Source organism: Pseudomonas sp. URMO17WK12:I12 (genome assembly GCF_000514395.1).
GTDB classification, from domain to species: domain Bacteria; phylum Pseudomonadota; class Gammaproteobacteria; order Pseudomonadales; family Pseudomonadaceae; genus Aquipseudomonas; species Aquipseudomonas mucoides.
In genome coordinates, this window is sequence record NZ_AZVV01000005.1 from 201837 (window position 1) to 218617 (window position 16781).

Below are 16781 nucleotides of genomic sequence, written 5' to 3' on the forward strand. Positions count from 1 at the left end.
AGCGCTAAACCCTGTGGGAGCGAGCTTGCTCGCGATGGCGGCAGAAGCCTCCCTGCAAAGCTAAAACCCGCCGCGCTACAACGGCAAATGCCGACTCAACAACGCCCTCAACGCCGCCGGCTTCACCGGCTTGGCCAGATAATCCAGCCCCGCCGCATGCACCTGCGCCACCGTCTCCGGCCGGCCATCGGCGCTGATCACCACCCCCGGCACGGGTTCCCCCAGTTGAGTGCGCAGCCACGCCATCAGCTCGGTCCCGGTTTCGCCATGGTCCAGGTGGTAATCCACCAGCGCCAGTTGCGGACGAACGCCGTCGTTGAGCAGCGCTGCACATTCCTCTCGGTTACGCGCGGTCCAGACCTGACAACCCCAGCGCGTCAGCAGGCTGTTCATGCCGATCAGAATGCTGTCTTCATTGTCGATGCACAGCACCTGTGCGCCGCTCAATACGTGGCCGTTGAGTTCAGCGGTCTTGGGCGCCACCACGGTTTGTGCCCGAGCCAGCGGCACGCTGACGCTGAACACACTGCCGCGCCCCGGCCAGGAGCGAACTTGCAGCGTGTGTCCCAAGACGCGGCACAGCCCATCGGCAATCGCCAGGCCCAATCCCAGGCCTTTCTCCGCGCGGGTCTGATGACTGTCGAGGCGTTTGAATTCTTCGAAGATCACCTGCAGTTTGTCCTGCGCAATGCCCGGCCCGCGGTCCCAGACCTCCAGGCACAATTCATCCTTGCGCCGCCGGACGCCGAGCAGCACCGGCCCCTTGGCATAGCGGAACGCATTGGTCAGGAAATTTTGCAGGATCCGTCGCAGCAGTTTGATGTCGCTGTCGACCCGCAACGTGCTGCTCCGAACCCGGAAGCTCAGCCCTTGTTCCTGAGCCTGCGCCTTGAATTCGGCGCCAAGGGTGTCGAACAATTCGTTGAGTGCGAAGGGCTTCGGGTCGGGGTTGATCTTGCCATTTTCCAGGCGAGAAATATCCAGCAGGTCGCTGATCAAGTCCTCGGCCGAACGCAACGAACTGTCCAGGTGATGGACCAGTTTTTGCGCCTCGCCCGACAGACCATCGTCCTGGTGAGACAACGCGGCGGAGAACAGGCGCGCAGCGTTCAGCGGTTGCATCAAGTCATGGCTGACGGCCGCCAGAAAGCGAGTTTTCGACTGGTTGGCAGATTCGGCAGTGCTCTTGGCTTCTGTCAATGCAACGTTGAGTTGCGACAACTCGTGGGTGCGCTCTGCCACCCGCTGCTCCAGGCCTTCGTTGGCTTCGGTCAGCGCTTGTTCGGCTTCGCGGAACGCGGTGATGTCGGTGAAGCTCATGACGAAACCACCACCGGGCATCGGATTGCCGATCAGCTCGATTACCCGTCCGTTGGGGAACAGTCGTTCCGAGGTGTGGGCGCGGCCCTGACGCATCCAGTGCAGGCGGCGGGCGACGTGCACTTCGGCTTCACCGGGGCCGCACAGGCCGCGTTCGGCATTGTGGCGAATGATATCGGCAATCGGGCGTCCGACGCTGATCAGGCCGTCCGGGTAGTTGAACAGCTCCAGATAACGCCGGTTCCAGGCCACCAGTTTCAGTGACTGGTCGACCACGCTGATGCCCTGGGTGATGTTTTCGATCGCGCCTTGCAGCAGGGCGCGGTTGAACTGCAACACTTCCGACGCTTCGTCGGCGATGCGCACGACGTCTTCCAGCTGCATTTCCCGGCCTTCGATGGCGGCTTTCACCACCGCCCGCGTCGAGGAAGCACCGAGTACACCCGCCAGCAGGCGTTCGGTGTGGGCGATCCATTCACCGTCGGCGTTCTGATTCGGGTTGAAACCTTTGCCTTGGCGGTAGGCGAAACGGATGAAGCTCTGACGCGCCCGTTCTTCGCCGACGAAACGCGCGGCCAGTTGCAGCAAATCATCGATCTGCACGGCGAGCATCGAACGGGCGCTGGGGCGTGCGCTGATTTCCTGGCCGATGAAACGACCCGCCTGCCAGTGCTCGGAAACCCGCGTCCGGGACAACACCGAGACCCAGGCAAACAACGTGAAATTTCCGGCCAGCGACAGCACCACGCCTTGGGTCAGTGGGGTGATCGGCAGGTTCATCGGGTTGCTGTGCAGCCAGGCCAGGCCCGGGAAGCTCTCCAGCGGCCAGCCGAGGCTACGCGCCGCAATCGGCAGGATCAGCGTGTAGAACCACAGGAATGTTCCGGCGGCGAGCCCGGCGAATACGCCGCGACGGTTGGCCTGCTTCCAGTACAGCGCGCCGAGCATGGCTGGGGCCAGTTGCGTCACGGCGGCGAAGGCGATCTGGCCGATGGTTGCCAGGCTGGCGGTCGAGCCCAGCAGGCGATAGCTGACGTAGGCCAGGAGCAAAATCACCACGATGCTCACCCGGCGTACCGAGAGCATCCACTGGCGAAACACTTCGAACGGTCGCTCGGCGTTGTTTCGGCGTAGCAACCACGGCAACAGCATGTCGTTGGACACCATGGTAGACAGCGCCACGCTGGCGACAATCACCATGCCGGTCGCCGCTGAGGCGCCGCCGATAAACGCCAGCAAGGCGAGGGCAGGGTGCGCCTGGGCCAGCGGCAGGCTGATGACGAACGAGTCCGGCAACACCGAACTGGGCAGCATCATCTGACCGGCGAGGGCGATCGGGACGACAAACAGCGCGGCCAATGCCAGGTAGGCCGGAAACACCCATTTGGCCAGACGCAAATCCTGAGGATCAATGTTCTCCACCACCGTCACGTGGAACTGCCGGGGCAGGCAGATGATCGCCATCATCGCGACGCCCGTCTGCACCACCATCGACGGCCAGTTGATGGTTTCCTTCCAGTATTCTTCGAGGCGCGGGGCGAGCATGGCCTGGTTGAACAGGTCGTCGAAACCGTCGTACAGCCCAAAGGTCACGAACGCACCGACGGCGAGAAACGCGAACAGCTTGACCAGTGACTCAAACGCGATGGCCAGCACCATGCCACGGTGGTGTTCTGTGGCATCAAGGTTGCGGGTACCGAAGACAATGGTGAACAGCGCCAGCACCAGCGACACAATCAAGGCGGTGTCCTGGGCGCGAACCCCCATCGCGTCGGCGCCCGCGCCAATCAGCAGGTTTACCCCGAGCACAATGCCCTTGAGCTGCAAGGCGATGTAGGGCAGCACGCCGACCAGACAGATCAACGCCACCACAATCGCCAGTGACTGGGATTTACCGTAGCGGGCGGCAATGAAGTCGGCGATGGAGGTGATGTTTTCCTGTTTGCTGATCATCACCATTTTTTGCAGGACCCACGGCGCGCCCACCAGCAGCAGAATCGGTCCGAGGTAGATCGGCAGGAACGACCAGAGCTGTTCCGCCGCCTGGCCCACGGCGCCAAAGAATGTCCAGCTCGTGCAATAGACCGCCAGCGACAGGCTGTACACCCACGCACGCACGCGCGGTGGCAACGGCGTGCTGCGACGGTCACCGTAGAAGGCAATGGCGAACATGATGGCCATATAGGCCAGGGCGACGGCGGCGATCAGCCCGCTGGACAGCGACATGGGAACTCCCGACGAAAGACACCCGGGACTCCCGCCCGGTCAGACAGTCTCGCACGACCGCCCCGGTTAGTCAGTGTCGACCAAGGTCGTGGCGTGGCGGGGTGTCGCAGGCGGCGTATCAGGCGGATGTTGGTTGTCTGGGCCCTTACTGATTCAACGCAATCCCGATCAACCGATGCAACTCCTCAACCTCCAACGGCGCCTCGGAAAACAGGATGCGAAACACGATAGGCGCCGCCACCATGTTAATCAGCCGATCGACACTCGGTTTTGGCTCATTCGGATAACGATCCAGAATCATCTGCAACTGCCCGCCAATGATCGTGGCGCAATAGCTCGGCTTGAGGCTCGCTTGCACGTCGCGCAGCATGTTGCGGCCGGGTTCGGAACTCATCTCGTCCAGATACTGTTCCGCCCAGGCCTGCACATCACCGCGCAGGCTGCCGGTATCGGCCGATGCGGTTTCCGGCTGCATGCGGGCGAGGGCGACGTCCGCCAACAATGCCGACAAATCACCCCAGCGCCGATAGATCGTCGACGGTGTAACTCCTGCACGCGCAGCGATTTGCGGCACGGTCACGCTGGCGCGCTCCTGCTCTTCGAGCAATTCGCGCACGGCCTTGTGAATCGATTCCTGCACCCGGGCACTGCGGCCGCCGGGACGTAAGGTGGGGCCTGTCATTACCTGTTTCCTGTTCTCGCCGAGACTTGCCGTCAGGCAAACGCCTTGGCTCTAAAAGCCATGCATCGGACCTTAACACAAAGAATTTGCTTTAAGCGCCAGCCAGTAGCACACTCCGCAAAAGCGAAAAATTAGCTTTTGCGGAGTATGCCGATGTCCAGTTCTCGTTCAAATCGTGCAAGCCTGTGGTTTCTGGCGATCACTTTACTCAGTTTTCTCGCGGCTTCCACGGCGCCGACACCGTTGTATCGCTTGTACCAAGAGCAGATGCACTTCTCGGCCGCGACCCTGACCCTGATTTTCGGTGTCTACGCCTTCAGCCTGCTGGCGGCGCTGCTGACGGTTGGTTCGCTGTCGGATCACCTTGGGCGCAAGCCGGTGATTTTCACCGCCGTGGTGTTGAATGCCCTGGCGATGTTGCTGTTTATCAATGCTGACAGCGTCGCCTGGCTGATCAGTGCTCGAGTGCTGCAAGGGTTTGCCACCGGCATGGCGACCGCCGTGCTGAGCGCCACACTGCTGGACACCGACCGCCAACAGGGGCCGCTGATCAACAGCGTTGCGCCGCTGCTTGGCATGGCCCTGGGCGGATTGGGCTGTGGTTTGCTGGCCGAATTCGCACCCGCGCCGTTGCACCTGACGTATTGGCTGCTGTTCGTCCTGTTTGCGTTGCAGGCGCTCTATATCTGGCGTTTGCCGGAAAGTGTGTCGCGTCAACCGGGGGCTTGGGCTTCGCTGCGGCCGACCTTGCATGTGCCGGTTCAAGCGCGCTCGACCTTATGGCGGGTACTGCCGCTGAATACGGCAACGTGGGCGCTCGGCGGTTTTTATGCGTCCCTGGCACCCTCGTTGGTGCGCACGGCCACCGGTTCCACTTCGAACCTGATTGCCGGGTCGACCGTCGCGGCGCTGACGGTGACAGGGGCCTTGATGATTTTCACCCTGCGCAATCGTCCCGCTGCTCTGGCGCTGCAGTTGGGAGCAAGCTTGCTGCCAACCGGTATCGTCCTGGTTCTACTGGGCGTGCACAGCGCCAGCCTGCCGTTGTTTTTCCTCGGCACGCTCGTCGCTGGCTGTGGTTTCGGCGCCGGTTTTCTGGCTGCCGTGCGCAGTCTGGTGCCATTGGCTCTACCCCATGAGCGCGCGGGGCTGATGTCGGCGTTTTATGTACTCAGTTACCTGGCATTCTGTCTGCCATCGCTGTTGGCCGGGAACCTGACGCGAAGCTTCGGCCTGGTCGCGACGACCGACGGCTACAGTGCCGTGCTGATCGTGCTCTCCGTTGGCGCTTTGCTGGCGTTGATCCGTCAGCGCTCGTTGAAAGTCTGTGGCACAGATGTGCGTTGATCGCTAGCCTTGGCCTCTTCATTCATTTCGACGGACCGCCCCATGAAGATCATCCGCAGCAAATCTTTCACCGCTGATCGCGCCTGGGGCGCACTCGATATCGCCAACATGAACGGCATCACCACCCGTTTGCACTGGACCGATCAGCCTTATAAATGGCACGTCAACGATGGCCAGGAAGTGTTCGTGGTGCTGGATGGGCAGGTGCAGATGCGTTATCGCGAAGAGGGCATCGAGAAGCAGGCGCTGTTGGATGTTGGCGACATCTTTTATGCCTCTGTCGGCACCGAGCATGTGGCGCATCCGCAGGGTGCGGCGCGAATTCTGGTGATCGAATCGCAAGGCAGTGTCTGAATCTATATCTGCAAAACAGATAAGTTATAGAGATATTACCCGTTATATAGATATTCGATTCAGTTCTACCATGGGCTCCACCTCACCAGAGGAGAGGAGTTCGCCATGACATGCCCTAACAGCGTCACAACCGGTATCAAACCGTTCAGCCATTTGCAGCACCCGCGTGAGGTCATCCGTCAATTCACGCCCAACTGGTTCGCCGCGACCATGGGCACCGGGGTGCTCGCGCTGGCGCTGGCGCAATTGCCCCTCGCCATTCCCGGTTTGCGCGCGCTCGCCGAAGGGGTGTGGCTGTTCAATATTGTCCTGTTCGCCGTCTTCACCGCCGTGTACACCGCGCGTTGGGTGCTGTTCTTCGACGAAGCGCGGCGAATCTTCGGCCATTCCACGGTCTCAATGTTCTTCGGCACCATTCCCATGGGCCTGGCGACCATCATCAACGGCTTTCTGGTGTTCGGTCTGCCGCGCTGGGGTGACGGCGTGATTCCTATCGCCGAAATGCTCTGGTGGCTGGATGTGGCGATGTCGCTGGCGTGCGGCGTGCTGATTCCCTTCATGATGTTCACCCGTCAGGAACACAGTATCGACCAGATGACCGCCGTCTGGCTGTTGCCGGTGGTGGCCGCGGAAGTCGCGGCGGCCAGCGGTGGCCTGCTGGCGCCGCACCTGGCGGATGCGCATTCGCAACTGGTGGTGCTGGTGACGAGTTACGTGCTCTGGGCGTTTTCCCTGCCGGTGGCCTTCAGCATTCTGACCATCCTGTTGCTGCGTATGGCGCTGCATAAATTGCCCCATGAAAATATGGCCGCTTCGAGCTGGCTCGCGTTGGGTCCGATTGGCACCGGGGCACTGGGCATGTTGCTGCTGGGGGCGGACGCGCCAGCCATCTTCGCCGCCAACGGTCTGCCGGGCATGGGTGAAATCGCCGCCGGCCTGGGGCTGGTAGCCGGGATCACCCTGTGGGGCTTCGGTTTGTGGTGGATGCTGATTGCGGTGCTGATTACCTTGCGTTACCTGCGCGCCAGCATCCCGTTCAACCTCGGCTGGTGGGGGTTTACCTTCCCGTTGGGCGTCTACTCGCTGGCGACGTTGAAACTGGCCAGCACCTTGAACCTGACGTTTTTCAGTGTGTTTGGCTGCGTGCTGGTGGCGTTGCTGGCGATGATGTGGCTGATCGTTGCCCGGCGCACGTTGCAAGGCGCGTGGCGCGGTGAACTGTTTGTCTCGCCGTGCATTGCAGGATTAAAGAAATAACCTGCAAAGATTAGGTAATGTGTGGCCTGGATCGACGTTCGGCATTCCAATAACCGTATCCACGCCACTCGCTACCTAACATCAGGGACACATGGAAGATGAGTCACCCCTCGCAGTTCACCTTGCTCCGCACCCGGCGCTTCCTGCCGTTTTTCGTGACCCAGTCCCTCGGGGCGTTCAACGACAACATCTTCAAGCAGTCGTTGATCCTCGCCATTCTGTACAAATTGACCATCGACGGTGACCGCTCGATCTACGTCAACCTCTGTGCGCTGCTGTTCATCCTGCCGTTCTTTCTGTTCTCGGCGCTGGCCGGACAGTTCGGCGAGAAGTTCGCCAAGGACCGCCTGATCCGCCTGATCAAGCTCGGCGAAATCGTCATCATGGCGGTCGGCGCGGTGGGTTTCGTCTTTGATCATCTGTCGTTGATGCTGGTGGCGCTGTTCGCCATGGGCACACATTCGGCGCTGTTCGGGCCGGTGAAATACTCGATCCTGCCCCAGGCCCTGCGTGAAGAAGAGCTGGTCGGCGGTAACGGGCTGGTGGAAATGGGCACCTTCCTGGCGATTCTCGCCGGGACCATTGGCGCCGGGATCATGATGTCATCCAGTCACTACGCGCCTATCGTTTCCAGCGCGATCATCGGCGTTGCCGTGCTCGGCTACCTGGCCAGTCGCAGCATTCCACGGGCGGCGGCCGCTTCGCCGGAAATGCACCTGAACTGGAACATTTTCAGCCAGTCCTGGGCCACGTTGAAGTTGGGCCTTGGACAGACGCCCGCGGTATCGCGTTCGATCGTCGGTAACTCGTGGTTCTGGTTTGTCGGGGCGATTTACCTGACCCAGATCCCGGCCTATGCCAAAGAGTGGATGCACGGCGACGAAACCGTGGTGACTCTGATTCTGACGGTGTTCTCGGTGGGGATCGCGCTCGGCTCGATGCTCTGTGAAAAGCTCTCCGGACGCAAAGTCGAGATTGGCCTGGTGCCGTTCGGCTCGTTCGGTCTGACGGTGTTTGGCTTGCTGCTGTGGTGGCATTCGGGCGGTATTCCGGACAGCGCGACCGGCCACGGCTGGGTTGAAGTTCTCGGCTTTGGTCACACCTGGCTGGTGTTGATCGACATCCTTGGCCTGGGGATCTTTGGTGGTTTCTACATCGTGCCGCTGTATGCGCTGATCCAGTCGCGCACCGCCGAGAACGAGCGGGCGCGGGTGATTGCCGCCAACAACATTCTCAATGCGTTGTTCATGGTGGTGTCGGCGATTGTCTCGATCATCTTGTTGAGCCTGGTCAAACTGTCGATTCCGCAGCTGTTCCTGGTGGTGTCGCTGCTGAACATCGGCGTCAACGCCTACATCTTCAAGATCGTCCCCGAATTCAGCATGCGCTTCATGATCTGGCTGCTCAGCCACTCCATGTACCGCGTGGAGCATCGCAATCTGGAGCTGATTCCCGATGAAGGCGCGGCGCTGCTGGTGTGCAATCACGTGTCCTTTGTCGATGCGCTGCTGATTGGCGGCGCGGTGCGTCGGCCGATTCGCTTTGTGATGTACTACAAAATCTACAACCTGCCGGTGCTGAACTTTATCTTTCGCACGGCCGGGACGATTCCGATCGCGGGGCGTCAGGAAGACATTCAAATCTACGAAAGAGCCTTCAAGCGGATTGCGCAGTATCTAAAGGATGGCGAGTTGGTGTGTATCTTTCCGGAAGGCAAATTGACGGCTGACGGGGAGATCAATGAGTTCAAGGGGGGGCTGACGCGAATACTGGAAGAAACGCCGGTGCCGGTGATTCCACTGGCGTTGCAGGGGTTGTGGGGGAGTTTCTTCAGTCGTGATCCGGGCAAGGGGCTGTTTCGCCGGTTGTGGTCGCGGGTAACGTTGGTGGCGGGGCCGGCAGTGGCGGTTGAAGCGGCGGAGCCGGCCAAGTTGCAAGCGCTGGTTGGCGAGTTGCGCGGCACCGTCAGATAGTGGGTGAATGTGCTGGCCGCATCGCGAGCAGGCTAACTCCTACAGGTGATTTGTGACCAACATAGATCACCTGTAGGAGTAAGCCTGCTCGCGATGGCGGTCTAAAGTCAGGCGCTGACTTTGAGCCCAACCAACCCAGCGATGATTAACGCCACACTGGCCAGCCGAAACAGCGCCATCGACTCACCAAACAGAATGATCCCGGCAATCACCGTGCCGACTGCACCCACCCCCGTCCAGATCGCATACGCCGTGCCCAGCGGCAATTCCTTCATCGCAAGGCCCAGCAAGCCAAGGCTGATGGCCATGGCTGCAACAGTCAATGCGGTGGGCAGGGGACGGCTGAAACCGTCGGTGTACTTCAGGCCAACGGCCCAGCCGACTTCGAACAGGCCGGCGAAAAACAGGATGATCCAGGACATGAAAGACCTCCATCGATTGACGGGGTCGTCCCCAGATTAATGACTCGATCGAGCCGCGAGGTCGTCCTCGCGTTGCGCCATAGAGTGCCCATCATTAATCCGGGGATCAAGTTTGCGGCTTATTCGGTGGCCTGTCGCGCAGCGGTTTCCCGGTCTTGTTTCTCGCTCATTCGACGGAAATACGTCGAGAGCAGCGCCCCGGAAATATTGTGCCACACGCTGAACAACGCACTCGGCACCGCCGCCAGCGGCGAGAAGTGGGCACTGGCCAACGCGGCGCCCAGCCCGGAATTCTGCATGCCGACTTCCAGCGCCAGCGATTTGCGTTGGGCCAAAGGCAGCTTGAACAGGCGGCCGGTGAAGTAGCCCAGCAGATAACCGAAGCTGTTGTGCAACATCACCACGGCCATGATCAGCAGGCCGGACTCGGCAATCTTCGCCTGGCTGGCGGCGACCACGGCGGTGACGATGATCACGATGCTCACCACCGAAATCAGTGGCAACACTTCTACCGCGTGGCGAACCTTGGTACCGAGCACGCGTTGCGCCACCACGCCGAGGATGATCGGCAACAGCACCACTTGCAGAATCGACCAGAACAGCTCCATGAACGACACCGGCAACCAGGCCGAGGCCAACAGCCAGATCAGCGCTGGAGTCAGCAGCGGAGCGAGGAGGGTGGTGACGGCGGCGATGGCCACCGACAGGGCCAGATCGCCGCGTGCCAGCCAGGTCATCACGTTCGACGAGGTGCCGCTTGGGCAGCACCCGACCAGAATCACGCCGACGGCAATTTCCGGCGGCAGGTGAAACGCCTGGCAGAGCAACCACGCCACGCCGGGCATGATCACGAAATGGGCAACCACGCCTAACGCAACGCGCCACGGATGGCGGGCGACTTCGGCGAAGTCTTCAAGTTTGAGGGTCAGGCCCATGCCGAACATCACCAACCCGAGCAGTGGCACGATTGCGCCCTTGAGGCCGATGAACCACGCCGGTTGCAGGAAGGCCAGAACCGCGAAAATCAGTACCCAGTAAGCGAAGGTGTTCCCGACAAAACGACTCAATGCTGCCAATGCACGCATGGCTTGATCCTTATTATGAGTAACGATCCCAAGGTGGAATCCAATCAATGTGGGAGCCGGCTTGCCTGCGATGGCGGTGTGTCAGTCAGCTGATCTGTAGACTGACATAGCGCCATCGTCGGAACGCCGCCCGGAGCAAGCCCGGCTCCCACAGTTGATCCGGTTTCTTCAGGGGAAATCGGTTTTGCTTTAGATCCCCTGCGGAGTCTCTTCGCCGCCCAGCGCTTCAACCAGCGCCGGCAGGAAGTCGCCGAAGGTCAGCATCATCAGGGTGAAGCTGGCGTCCAGTTGGCCCAGGGCCTCTTCGCCGCCGTCCTGTTCCGCCTGATCTTGCAGCAGGTCTTCGAACTTCAGACGCTTGACCACCATCTTGTCGTCGAGGACGAAAGACAGTTTGTCTTGCCAGGCCAAGGACAGCTGAGTGACCACTTTGCCGGTGCTCAGGTGCAGCTGGATTTCTTCGCTGGTCAGGTCCTGACGCTTGCATCGCACGATGCCGCCGTCTTCGTGGGTATCACGCAGCTCGCATTCGTCCAGCACAAAGAAGTCGTCTGCGGCTTTCTGGGTGGTGACCCATTCGGTCATGGTGGCGGTTGGCGACATTTTTACGGTCAGTGGACGTACCGGCAGGGTGCCGATCACTTCACGCAGGGTGGACAGCAGGTCTTCGGCACGTTTCGGGCTGGCCGAGTTGACGAGGATCAGGCCTTGTTTCGGCGCAATGGCGGCGAAGGTCGACGAGCGACGAATAAAGGCGCGCGGCAGGAACGCCTGGATGATTTCATCCTTGATCTGGTCGCGTTCTTTCTTATAGACCTTACGCATTTGCTCGGCTTCGATCTCGTCGACCTTTTCCTTTACGGCGTCACGCACGACGCTGCCCGGCAGGATGCGTTCTTCTTTACGCGCAGAAATCAGCAGGAAGTCGCCGCTGACGTGGACCAGCGGTGCATCTTCGCCCTTGCCGAATGGCGCGACGAAACCGTAGGTGGTCAACTCCTGGCTTGCACATGGACGCGCCAGTTTGGTGGCCAGTGCAGTTTCCAACGCCTCGGCATCAACAGGCAGATCTTGGGTCAGGCGATAGATAAGCAGGTTTTTGAACCACATGGGGTAAGTCTCTCCTTATATACAAAGGGGGGCATTATTCTCTTAGCGGCGCCATAGGCCAACCCTTCGCTAAGCCTTTGGAAGGCCTGAGAAAATTATTTAAAAAAGTGCTTGCCAGAGGTGAGGTCGCTCCGTAGAATGCGCGCCACACCGAACGTGAAGGGTGATTAGCTCAGCTGGGAGAGCGTCTGCCTTACAAGCAGAATGTCGGCGGTTCGATCCCGTCATCACCCACCATTCGCATTCAGTGTTACGCGCAGCGGTAGTTCAGTCGGTTAGAATACCGGCCTGTCACGCCGGGGGTCGCGGGTTCGAGTCCCGTCCGCTGCGCCATATTCGGTTACCTGGAACGCTGAACGCCAGGTCACCACGGAAAAGCCCGCTCACGCGGGTTTTTTTCTGTCTGTAGATTGTCCGTTGTTCCTGCAGGTTGCATCGTTTCACCGGTTTTCGGATTTATTTGAAAAATAATTCAATTAAATCAACACTTTACGAAAACCTGTGGCATAATGTGCCCCGCAACGAAGGTAAAGGGTGATTAGCTCAGCTGGGAGAGCGTCTGCCTTACAAGCAGAATGTCGGCGGTTCGATCCCGTCATCACCCACCACTTTCAACGCTACGCGCAGCGGTAGTTCAGTCGGTTAGAATACCGGCCTGTCACGCCGGGGGTCGCGGGTTCGAGTCCCGTCCGCTGCGCCATATTCGGTTACCTGGAACGCTGAACGCCAGGTACCACACAGAAAGCCCGCTTAATGCGGGCTTTTTGCTGTCTGGCGTTTGGCAATTGCGTTTATTGCTCGGCGTTACGACTGTGTCGGTAGTCGCTTACGGCTTCATACACCGCTTTGCGAAGTCGGTTGATGCCGCCAATTGGCCGATGAGCCTCAAGACCAAACCATGGATTGAACGACTGGTTGTCGCATTGGATATTCAATGCCGGCGTGTCGAAATCTTGCGCGGGTACTTTGATTCGCGCCACGGTCTGGAATGGCGCCGCGTTTTCACGTCATTCGATGCTGGTGTCTTCTATGGGCATGTACTGGCTTGGGTCCTGACGCTGAATTTGCAGGACGAAGCAGGCCGGCACCCGGTCGGTCGACAATTGCTGGTTCAGCGCATTGCGCAGGAAGTTTGGCAACTTCTGGTTCTGCGCGGGCAGGGTGTAGGCCGGGCAGCTATCAGGGTCCGGCATCACTCGGAATTTGGCATTGGTGGCACCAAACTTGTAGGGCGAAACCGAAAAGTAAGTGGTCTTCGTCGGACTTTCCGGGGCGGGTGACAGGGTTGCCAAGGCGATAAACAGGTGCCGAACCTGCCAGGTCCGTGGGTCCCAACCCGGGAAAAACGCCATCAGCTTTTTGCCGTCAGCCTGGGCCGCTACATTCTGACGGTACTCGGCGACATCGCTGACGAAGAAATTCGCGTGGCTGAACATCACAAAATCCTGTTCGCCACGAGTCTGTTGATCGGCGAGCAGCTGTTTGCCGGGCACATCGAGCAATTTGATTGCCATGCCCCGGGCGTCTCGAATGCTGTCGAATTGCGGATACGCATTGCCATTGGACAGGCGCATTGTCGCTTGCCAGGTTTTGCCGGGTTGGCTGAACACGCCCTGGCGCAGTTCCTCGGTCAGATCCGCCAGCACTTGAACCTCGGCCTTCACGCAGCCATGGGCCTTGGCATGTGCATCGCGCAGGTAGCGGGTGTTCTCACGGTGTTGATCGACGATGCGCACCGCCGTCTGAATGACGTCCTGAGTCATGGCGGCTTCGCCATCCGGTATCACTTCTTGCGCTGAAACAGGTCCGCTGTGCTGCCAGGCGAACCACGCCATGGCTAGCGCATAACCGAGCACACCCAGGCCGATCAACCACAGGAGGGTCTTGCCAAGAAAAGCGCCAAGGCGCATCCAGAGTCTGCTCATGGCAATTGCGCCTCCAGCGGGCCGCCCAATACCTTCAGATATTCCAGCAGTGCCCAGCGCTCCTGCGGTTGCAGCAAGCGGCCAATCACGCCGTTGCCGCGCTGGCCGGCACGGAACTCGTGGCCGCTGTTGTGATTGCCGGTGATGCGCGTGTCGAACACAAAGCCATTGGTAAAGGCCTCGGTACGATAGCCAAGATGTTGCGGGTCGTACTCGAACGTACCTTTATAGAAGGTCGTTGCGCGTTCATCTTGAGGTGAGAGCAGCTGATAAATGCTCGGTACCGAACCGTTGTGCAGAAACGGCGCAGTGGCCCAGACGCCTGCCAGTGGCCGTGCCTTATAGGCCCGCAGCTCACGCACGCCAATTGGCAGGCCGAAGCCATTCATGGCCGGTTGTTCGGCGGCAGGAATGTTCGCGTCACGGTAAGCGCGGTTTCCGACGAAAGCCGTGATGTATGCCAGCCCCTTGGCCGATGACAGCTGGCTCAAATCCAGCGGTTCAGCGGGTGCTGGCTGCAAGTGCACGTCCAGCTGCTTGAGTTCCGCCAGGTCCCATTGCAAGGCGGAGAGGTCGAAGCGATGGTCGGCAATGTTGTTGGCGGCGCCCGGGTCGGTGCCAATGAAATCGACCGGTAGCATTTTCAAATGTTGCACCCAGCGCCCGTCACTCTCGACTGTGCGTGGCAAATGGCAACCGGCGCAGTTTTCGCGGAACAACTCGCGACCTTTGGCTGCCAACGGCTTGTCGACAGCGCCGAGTAACTCTTCAGGCCATGCGGGTGGTTTGAGCCGTTGCAGGGTTTCCTCGATCTGGTGCAGGTCGCGTAATCGCACACTCGACGGATAACGTCCGTCACCTTTGAGCGGTTGGCCGTTGGCATCGAAGAAACTCAGTGTGGCGCCCACACCCAGGGATTCGCCGATGTTGCGAGCCATGGGTTGTTGCGCCGAACCGTTCCACTGCACCCAGTCGAACGTCCACATGTCCCACAATTGCGGGTAATCCACCGGGGCATTGGCCACACGGTAGTTGTCGGCTGAAATCGCATCACCGAACGTGGCGTTGGCAATGCGTCCGAAGGCGTCGGTACGGCCCGGTCCTTCCTCGGTGGGGTAGAGCCCGCGATGGGTATCGTTCCAGGCAACTTTGACGAAGGTAACGAGGGACGCTTTGAACTCTTCACGCAATTGTGGGTGCCGGGCGTCGTAGTCATCGCCCAGCACGTTGCGGGCGAAGCGTTCGAATTTCCACGGGTTGAGGTAAGTCGAGGTCAGACTGGCGACCAACGCTTGTCCGAAACTGCCCCCTTTCAACGTAGGAACACTGGAAGGCAAAACGTGCTGCGCCGAACCGCCGTCAATGCGGATCGCCTGGCCGTTGAAGCGCAACTCACCGGTGTGGCAAGCGGCGCACGAGATGTCGAGAAATTCGTCCTGACTGCCGGGATTTTGGTGGCGGGCAAAACCTACCGGCAAATTCCCAGGGTTGTCTGGCGTGGCTTTCTGCCCGGGATCGATCAGGAAACCAAAGCGGGCGAGGTACTCGGGCGATGCGAATCGTTGTTGCGAGAAGGGCAGTTCGAGGGCGTTGAACCAGGCATAGCGCAAGCCTTTGACCTGGGTTCCCTGAGGCGTGAAGTAGTAAGTCTGGCGATCTTCGGCGCTCCATTGTTCCAGGTAATGCACCTGTTGCGCGGGCGACCAGGTCGGCAGTTTCGGATTGGCGACGTAATACAGAACCACGGCCAGGCCGAGTCCCAGCAGCACAGCCACCAGCATCAGCAGGCGAAATAAGAGGCGCAAGATAAACATCCTTGTCGAGTTGTGGCTCTCTTATGCCGCAGGGGACGGGGTGCGGCAAGTGGCCATTACGCCAGATGTTGTGGGATATAGGATCAGCTGCTGTAGGTGCCAGATGACAGATGCTTCATGATGCCAATCCTGAAATGCGTTAAAACACCTGAACTTATCAGAAGTTTCCAGCTCTCATGCCGGTAGCCATTGGTCGTGGCCGCCTGATAAGCTCGCGGCTTTACTCGATTGCCCTTTAGGCGCATGAACAAGGAAATAGCATGAAACAGCATCGGTTGGCGGCGGCGGTAGCCCTGGTTAGCCTGGTACTTGCGGGTTGTGATTCGCAGACCAGTGTAGAGCTGAAAACTCCGGCGCAAAAAGCTTCCTACGGCATTGGCCTGAACATGGGCAAAAGCCTGGCTCAGGAAGGCATGGATGACCTGGATTCCAAAGCCGTAGCCCAAGGCATCGAAGATGCCGTTGGCAAGAAAGAGCAGAAGCTCAAAGACGAGGAACTGGTCGAAGCCTTCGCCGCACTGCAGAAGCGTGCGGAAGAGCGTATGGCCAAGATGAGCGAAGAGTCGGCGGCTGCCGGCAAGAAATTCCTCGAAGAAAACGCCAAGAAAGCCGGCGTAGTGACCACCGCCTCGGGCTTGCAATACGAAGTGGAAAAGAAAGCCGATGGCCCACAGCCTAAGCCGACCGACGTAGTGACTGTTCACTACACCGGCAAGCTGACCAACGGCACCGTCTTCGACAGCTCCGTCGAGCGCGGCAGCCCGATTGATCTGCCGGTCAGCGGTGTGATTCCGGGTTGGGTCGAAGGCCTGCAACTGATGCACGTTGGTGAGAAGTACAAGTTGTACATCCCTAGCGAACTGGCTTATGGCGCCCAAAGCCCAAGCCCGGCGATCCCAGCCAACTCGGTGCTGGTATTCGACCTGGAGCTGCTGGGGATCAAAGATCCAGCCAAAGAAGACGCCGCCAAGTAATCAGCTTCTGCTTTGACAACAACGCCTCGCTTATGCGGGGCGTTGTTGCATCCGGGGTTCGGCGCAGGTAAACAAAGCGAACGGTTGCTGTACGCTGGAGTCATAGCCATTGAAGACGCCCGTGCTAGCCGCGCCGGCGCGCCAAGTCAATGAAATCTTGGGTTTTTTTATGTGAGTAAAAAACGCCCGATCTGAGCCGGACCCTTATGAAACGGGGCTTTCAGCCGTGAAAAGCAGCTCTGTTCACAAGGTTATCCACAATTTGTGTGGATAACATTTCAGTGGGAGGAAT

General features: G+C 59.6%; 11 protein-coding genes, 4 tRNA genes and 1 pseudogene. 9 read left to right on the plus strand and 7 right to left on the minus strand.

The features are described 5' to 3' along the window. Positions 1 to 75: 75 nt before the first annotated feature. A complete protein-coding gene (locus tag D882_RS0106335) occupies positions 76 to 3546 on the minus strand; it encodes a PAS domain-containing hybrid sensor histidine kinase/response regulator (RefSeq protein WP_027922456.1) in 3471 nt (1156 codons plus the stop codon). A 145-nt stretch (positions 3547 to 3691) separates the two neighbouring features. Further along, positions 3692 to 4228, minus strand: a complete 537-nt coding sequence (locus D882_RS0106340) for a TetR/AcrR family transcriptional regulator (RefSeq protein ID WP_027922457.1) — start codon at positions 4226 to 4228, stop codon at positions 3692 to 3694. A 153-nt stretch (positions 4229 to 4381) separates the two neighbouring features. Here D882_RS0106340 and D882_RS0106345 point away from each other — a divergent pair, with 153 nt between their 5' ends. From D882_RS0106345 to D882_RS0106360, 4 genes are all read left to right on the plus strand, one after another. Beyond that, positions 4382 to 5575, plus strand: coding sequence for an MFS transporter (locus tag D882_RS0106345; RefSeq protein ID WP_027922458.1), 1194 nt, complete (start codon positions 4382 to 4384; stop codon positions 5573 to 5575). Between the two features lie 42 nt (positions 5576 to 5617). Continuing rightward, positions 5618 to 5929 (plus strand): cupin, encoded by a 312-nt coding sequence (locus D882_RS0106350; protein ID WP_027922459.1) that lies wholly within the window; start codon positions 5618 to 5620, stop codon positions 5927 to 5929. A gap of 105 nt (positions 5930 to 6034) precedes the next feature. Beyond that, on the plus strand, positions 6035 to 7186 hold the full coding sequence (locus D882_RS0106355) for a TDT family transporter (protein WP_027922460.1): 1152 nt from the start codon (positions 6035 to 6037) through the stop codon (positions 7184 to 7186). Positions 7187 to 7284: 98 nt separating this feature from the next. Next, positions 7285 to 9159: an MFS transporter gene (locus D882_RS0106360; protein WP_027922461.1), complete on the plus strand. Its 1875-nt coding sequence runs from the start codon at positions 7285 to 7287 to the stop codon at positions 9157 to 9159. Between the two features lie 107 nt (positions 9160 to 9266). On the opposite strand, the gene sugE is transcribed toward D882_RS0106360, so the two are convergent. The 3 genes from sugE to rdgC all read right to left on the minus strand — a co-directional run bounded on the left by sugE (position 9267) and on the right by rdgC (position 11776). Next, the gene (gene sugE / locus D882_RS0106365) at positions 9267 to 9581 is read right to left on the minus strand and encodes a quaternary ammonium compound efflux SMR transporter SugE (RefSeq protein ID WP_027922462.1); all 315 of its coding nucleotides are present in this window, start codon (positions 9579 to 9581) and stop codon (positions 9267 to 9269) included. Between the two features lie 119 nt (positions 9582 to 9700). Further along, positions 9701 to 10666 (minus strand): bile acid:sodium symporter family protein, encoded by a 966-nt coding sequence (locus D882_RS0106370; RefSeq protein ID WP_027922463.1) that lies wholly within the window; start codon positions 10664 to 10666, stop codon positions 9701 to 9703. Positions 10667 to 10855: 189 nt separating this feature from the next. Next, entirely contained in the window at positions 10856 to 11776 is a 921-nt protein-coding gene (gene rdgC, locus D882_RS0106375; RefSeq protein ID WP_007945202.1) for a recombination-associated protein RdgC, read from the minus strand. 161 nt (positions 11777 to 11937) lie between these two features. Between rdgC and D882_RS0106380 the strand changes: the two genes are divergently transcribed. The 4 genes from D882_RS0106380 (at position 11938) to D882_RS0106395 (ending at position 12476) form a co-directional block, all read left to right on the plus strand. Beyond that, a tRNA-Val gene (locus D882_RS0106380) sits at positions 11938 to 12013 on the plus strand. Positions 12014 to 12032: 19 nt separating this feature from the next. Next, a tRNA-Asp gene (locus D882_RS0106385) sits at positions 12033 to 12109 on the plus strand. Between the two features lie 199 nt (positions 12110 to 12308). Then, positions 12309 to 12384 (plus strand) — tRNA-Val (locus tag D882_RS0106390). Positions 12385 to 12399: 15 nt separating this feature from the next. Beyond that, a tRNA-Asp gene (locus D882_RS0106395) sits at positions 12400 to 12476 on the plus strand. A 91-nt stretch (positions 12477 to 12567) separates the two neighbouring features. Here the strand turns inward: D882_RS0106395 and D882_RS01000000130850 are convergent. Together D882_RS01000000130850 and D882_RS0106405 are read right to left on the minus strand one after the other, a co-directional pair. Next, positions 12568 to 13701 (minus strand): annotated as a pseudogene (locus tag D882_RS01000000130850) (catalase family protein). Next, positions 13698 to 15506 carry a di-heme-cytochrome C peroxidase gene (locus tag D882_RS0106405; protein ID WP_027922464.1) on the minus strand — a complete coding sequence of 603 codons (1809 nt, stop codon included), beginning with the start codon at positions 15504 to 15506 and terminating at the stop codon, positions 13698 to 13700. The pseudogene D882_RS01000000130850 and the gene D882_RS0106405 overlap by 4 nt, the downstream one beginning before the upstream one ends. A gap of 269 nt (positions 15507 to 15775) precedes the next feature. Between D882_RS0106405 and D882_RS0106410 the strand changes: the two genes are divergently transcribed. Next, positions 15776 to 16489 (plus strand): FKBP-type peptidyl-prolyl cis-trans isomerase, encoded by a 714-nt coding sequence (locus tag D882_RS0106410; protein ID WP_027922465.1) that lies wholly within the window; start codon positions 15776 to 15778, stop codon positions 16487 to 16489. Positions 16490 to 16781: the final 292 nt, after the last annotated feature.

Coding starts and splice junctions, on each gene's coding strand:
- D882_RS0106355 (WP_027922460.1), top strand. CDS start 6,035: ATGACATGCCCTAACAGCGTCACAACCGGTATCAAACCGTTCAGCCAT.
- D882_RS0106340 (WP_027922457.1), bottom strand. CDS start 4,228: ATGACAGGCCCCACCTTACGTCCCGGCGGCCGCAGTGCCCGGGTGCAG.
- D882_RS0106370 (WP_027922463.1), bottom strand. CDS start 10,666: ATGCGTGCATTGGCAGCATTGAGTCGTTTTGTCGGGAACACCTTCGCT.
- D882_RS0106345 (WP_027922458.1), top strand. CDS start 4,382: ATGTCCAGTTCTCGTTCAAATCGTGCAAGCCTGTGGTTTCTGGCGATC.
- D882_RS0106360 (WP_027922461.1), top strand. CDS start 7,285: ATGAGTCACCCCTCGCAGTTCACCTTGCTCCGCACCCGGCGCTTCCTG.
- sugE (WP_027922462.1), bottom strand. CDS start 9,581: ATGTCCTGGATCATCCTGTTTTTCGCCGGCCTGTTCGAAGTCGGCTGG.
- rdgC (WP_007945202.1), bottom strand. CDS start 11,776: ATGTGGTTCAAAAACCTGCTTATCTATCGCCTGACCCAAGATCTGCCT.
- D882_RS0106410 (WP_027922465.1), top strand. CDS start 15,776: ATGAAACAGCATCGGTTGGCGGCGGCGGTAGCCCTGGTTAGCCTGGTA.
- D882_RS0106350 (WP_027922459.1), top strand. CDS start 5,618: ATGAAGATCATCCGCAGCAAATCTTTCACCGCTGATCGCGCCTGGGGC.
- D882_RS0106335 (WP_027922456.1), bottom strand. CDS start 3,546: ATGTCGCTGTCCAGCGGGCTGATCGCCGCCGTCGCCCTGGCCTATATG.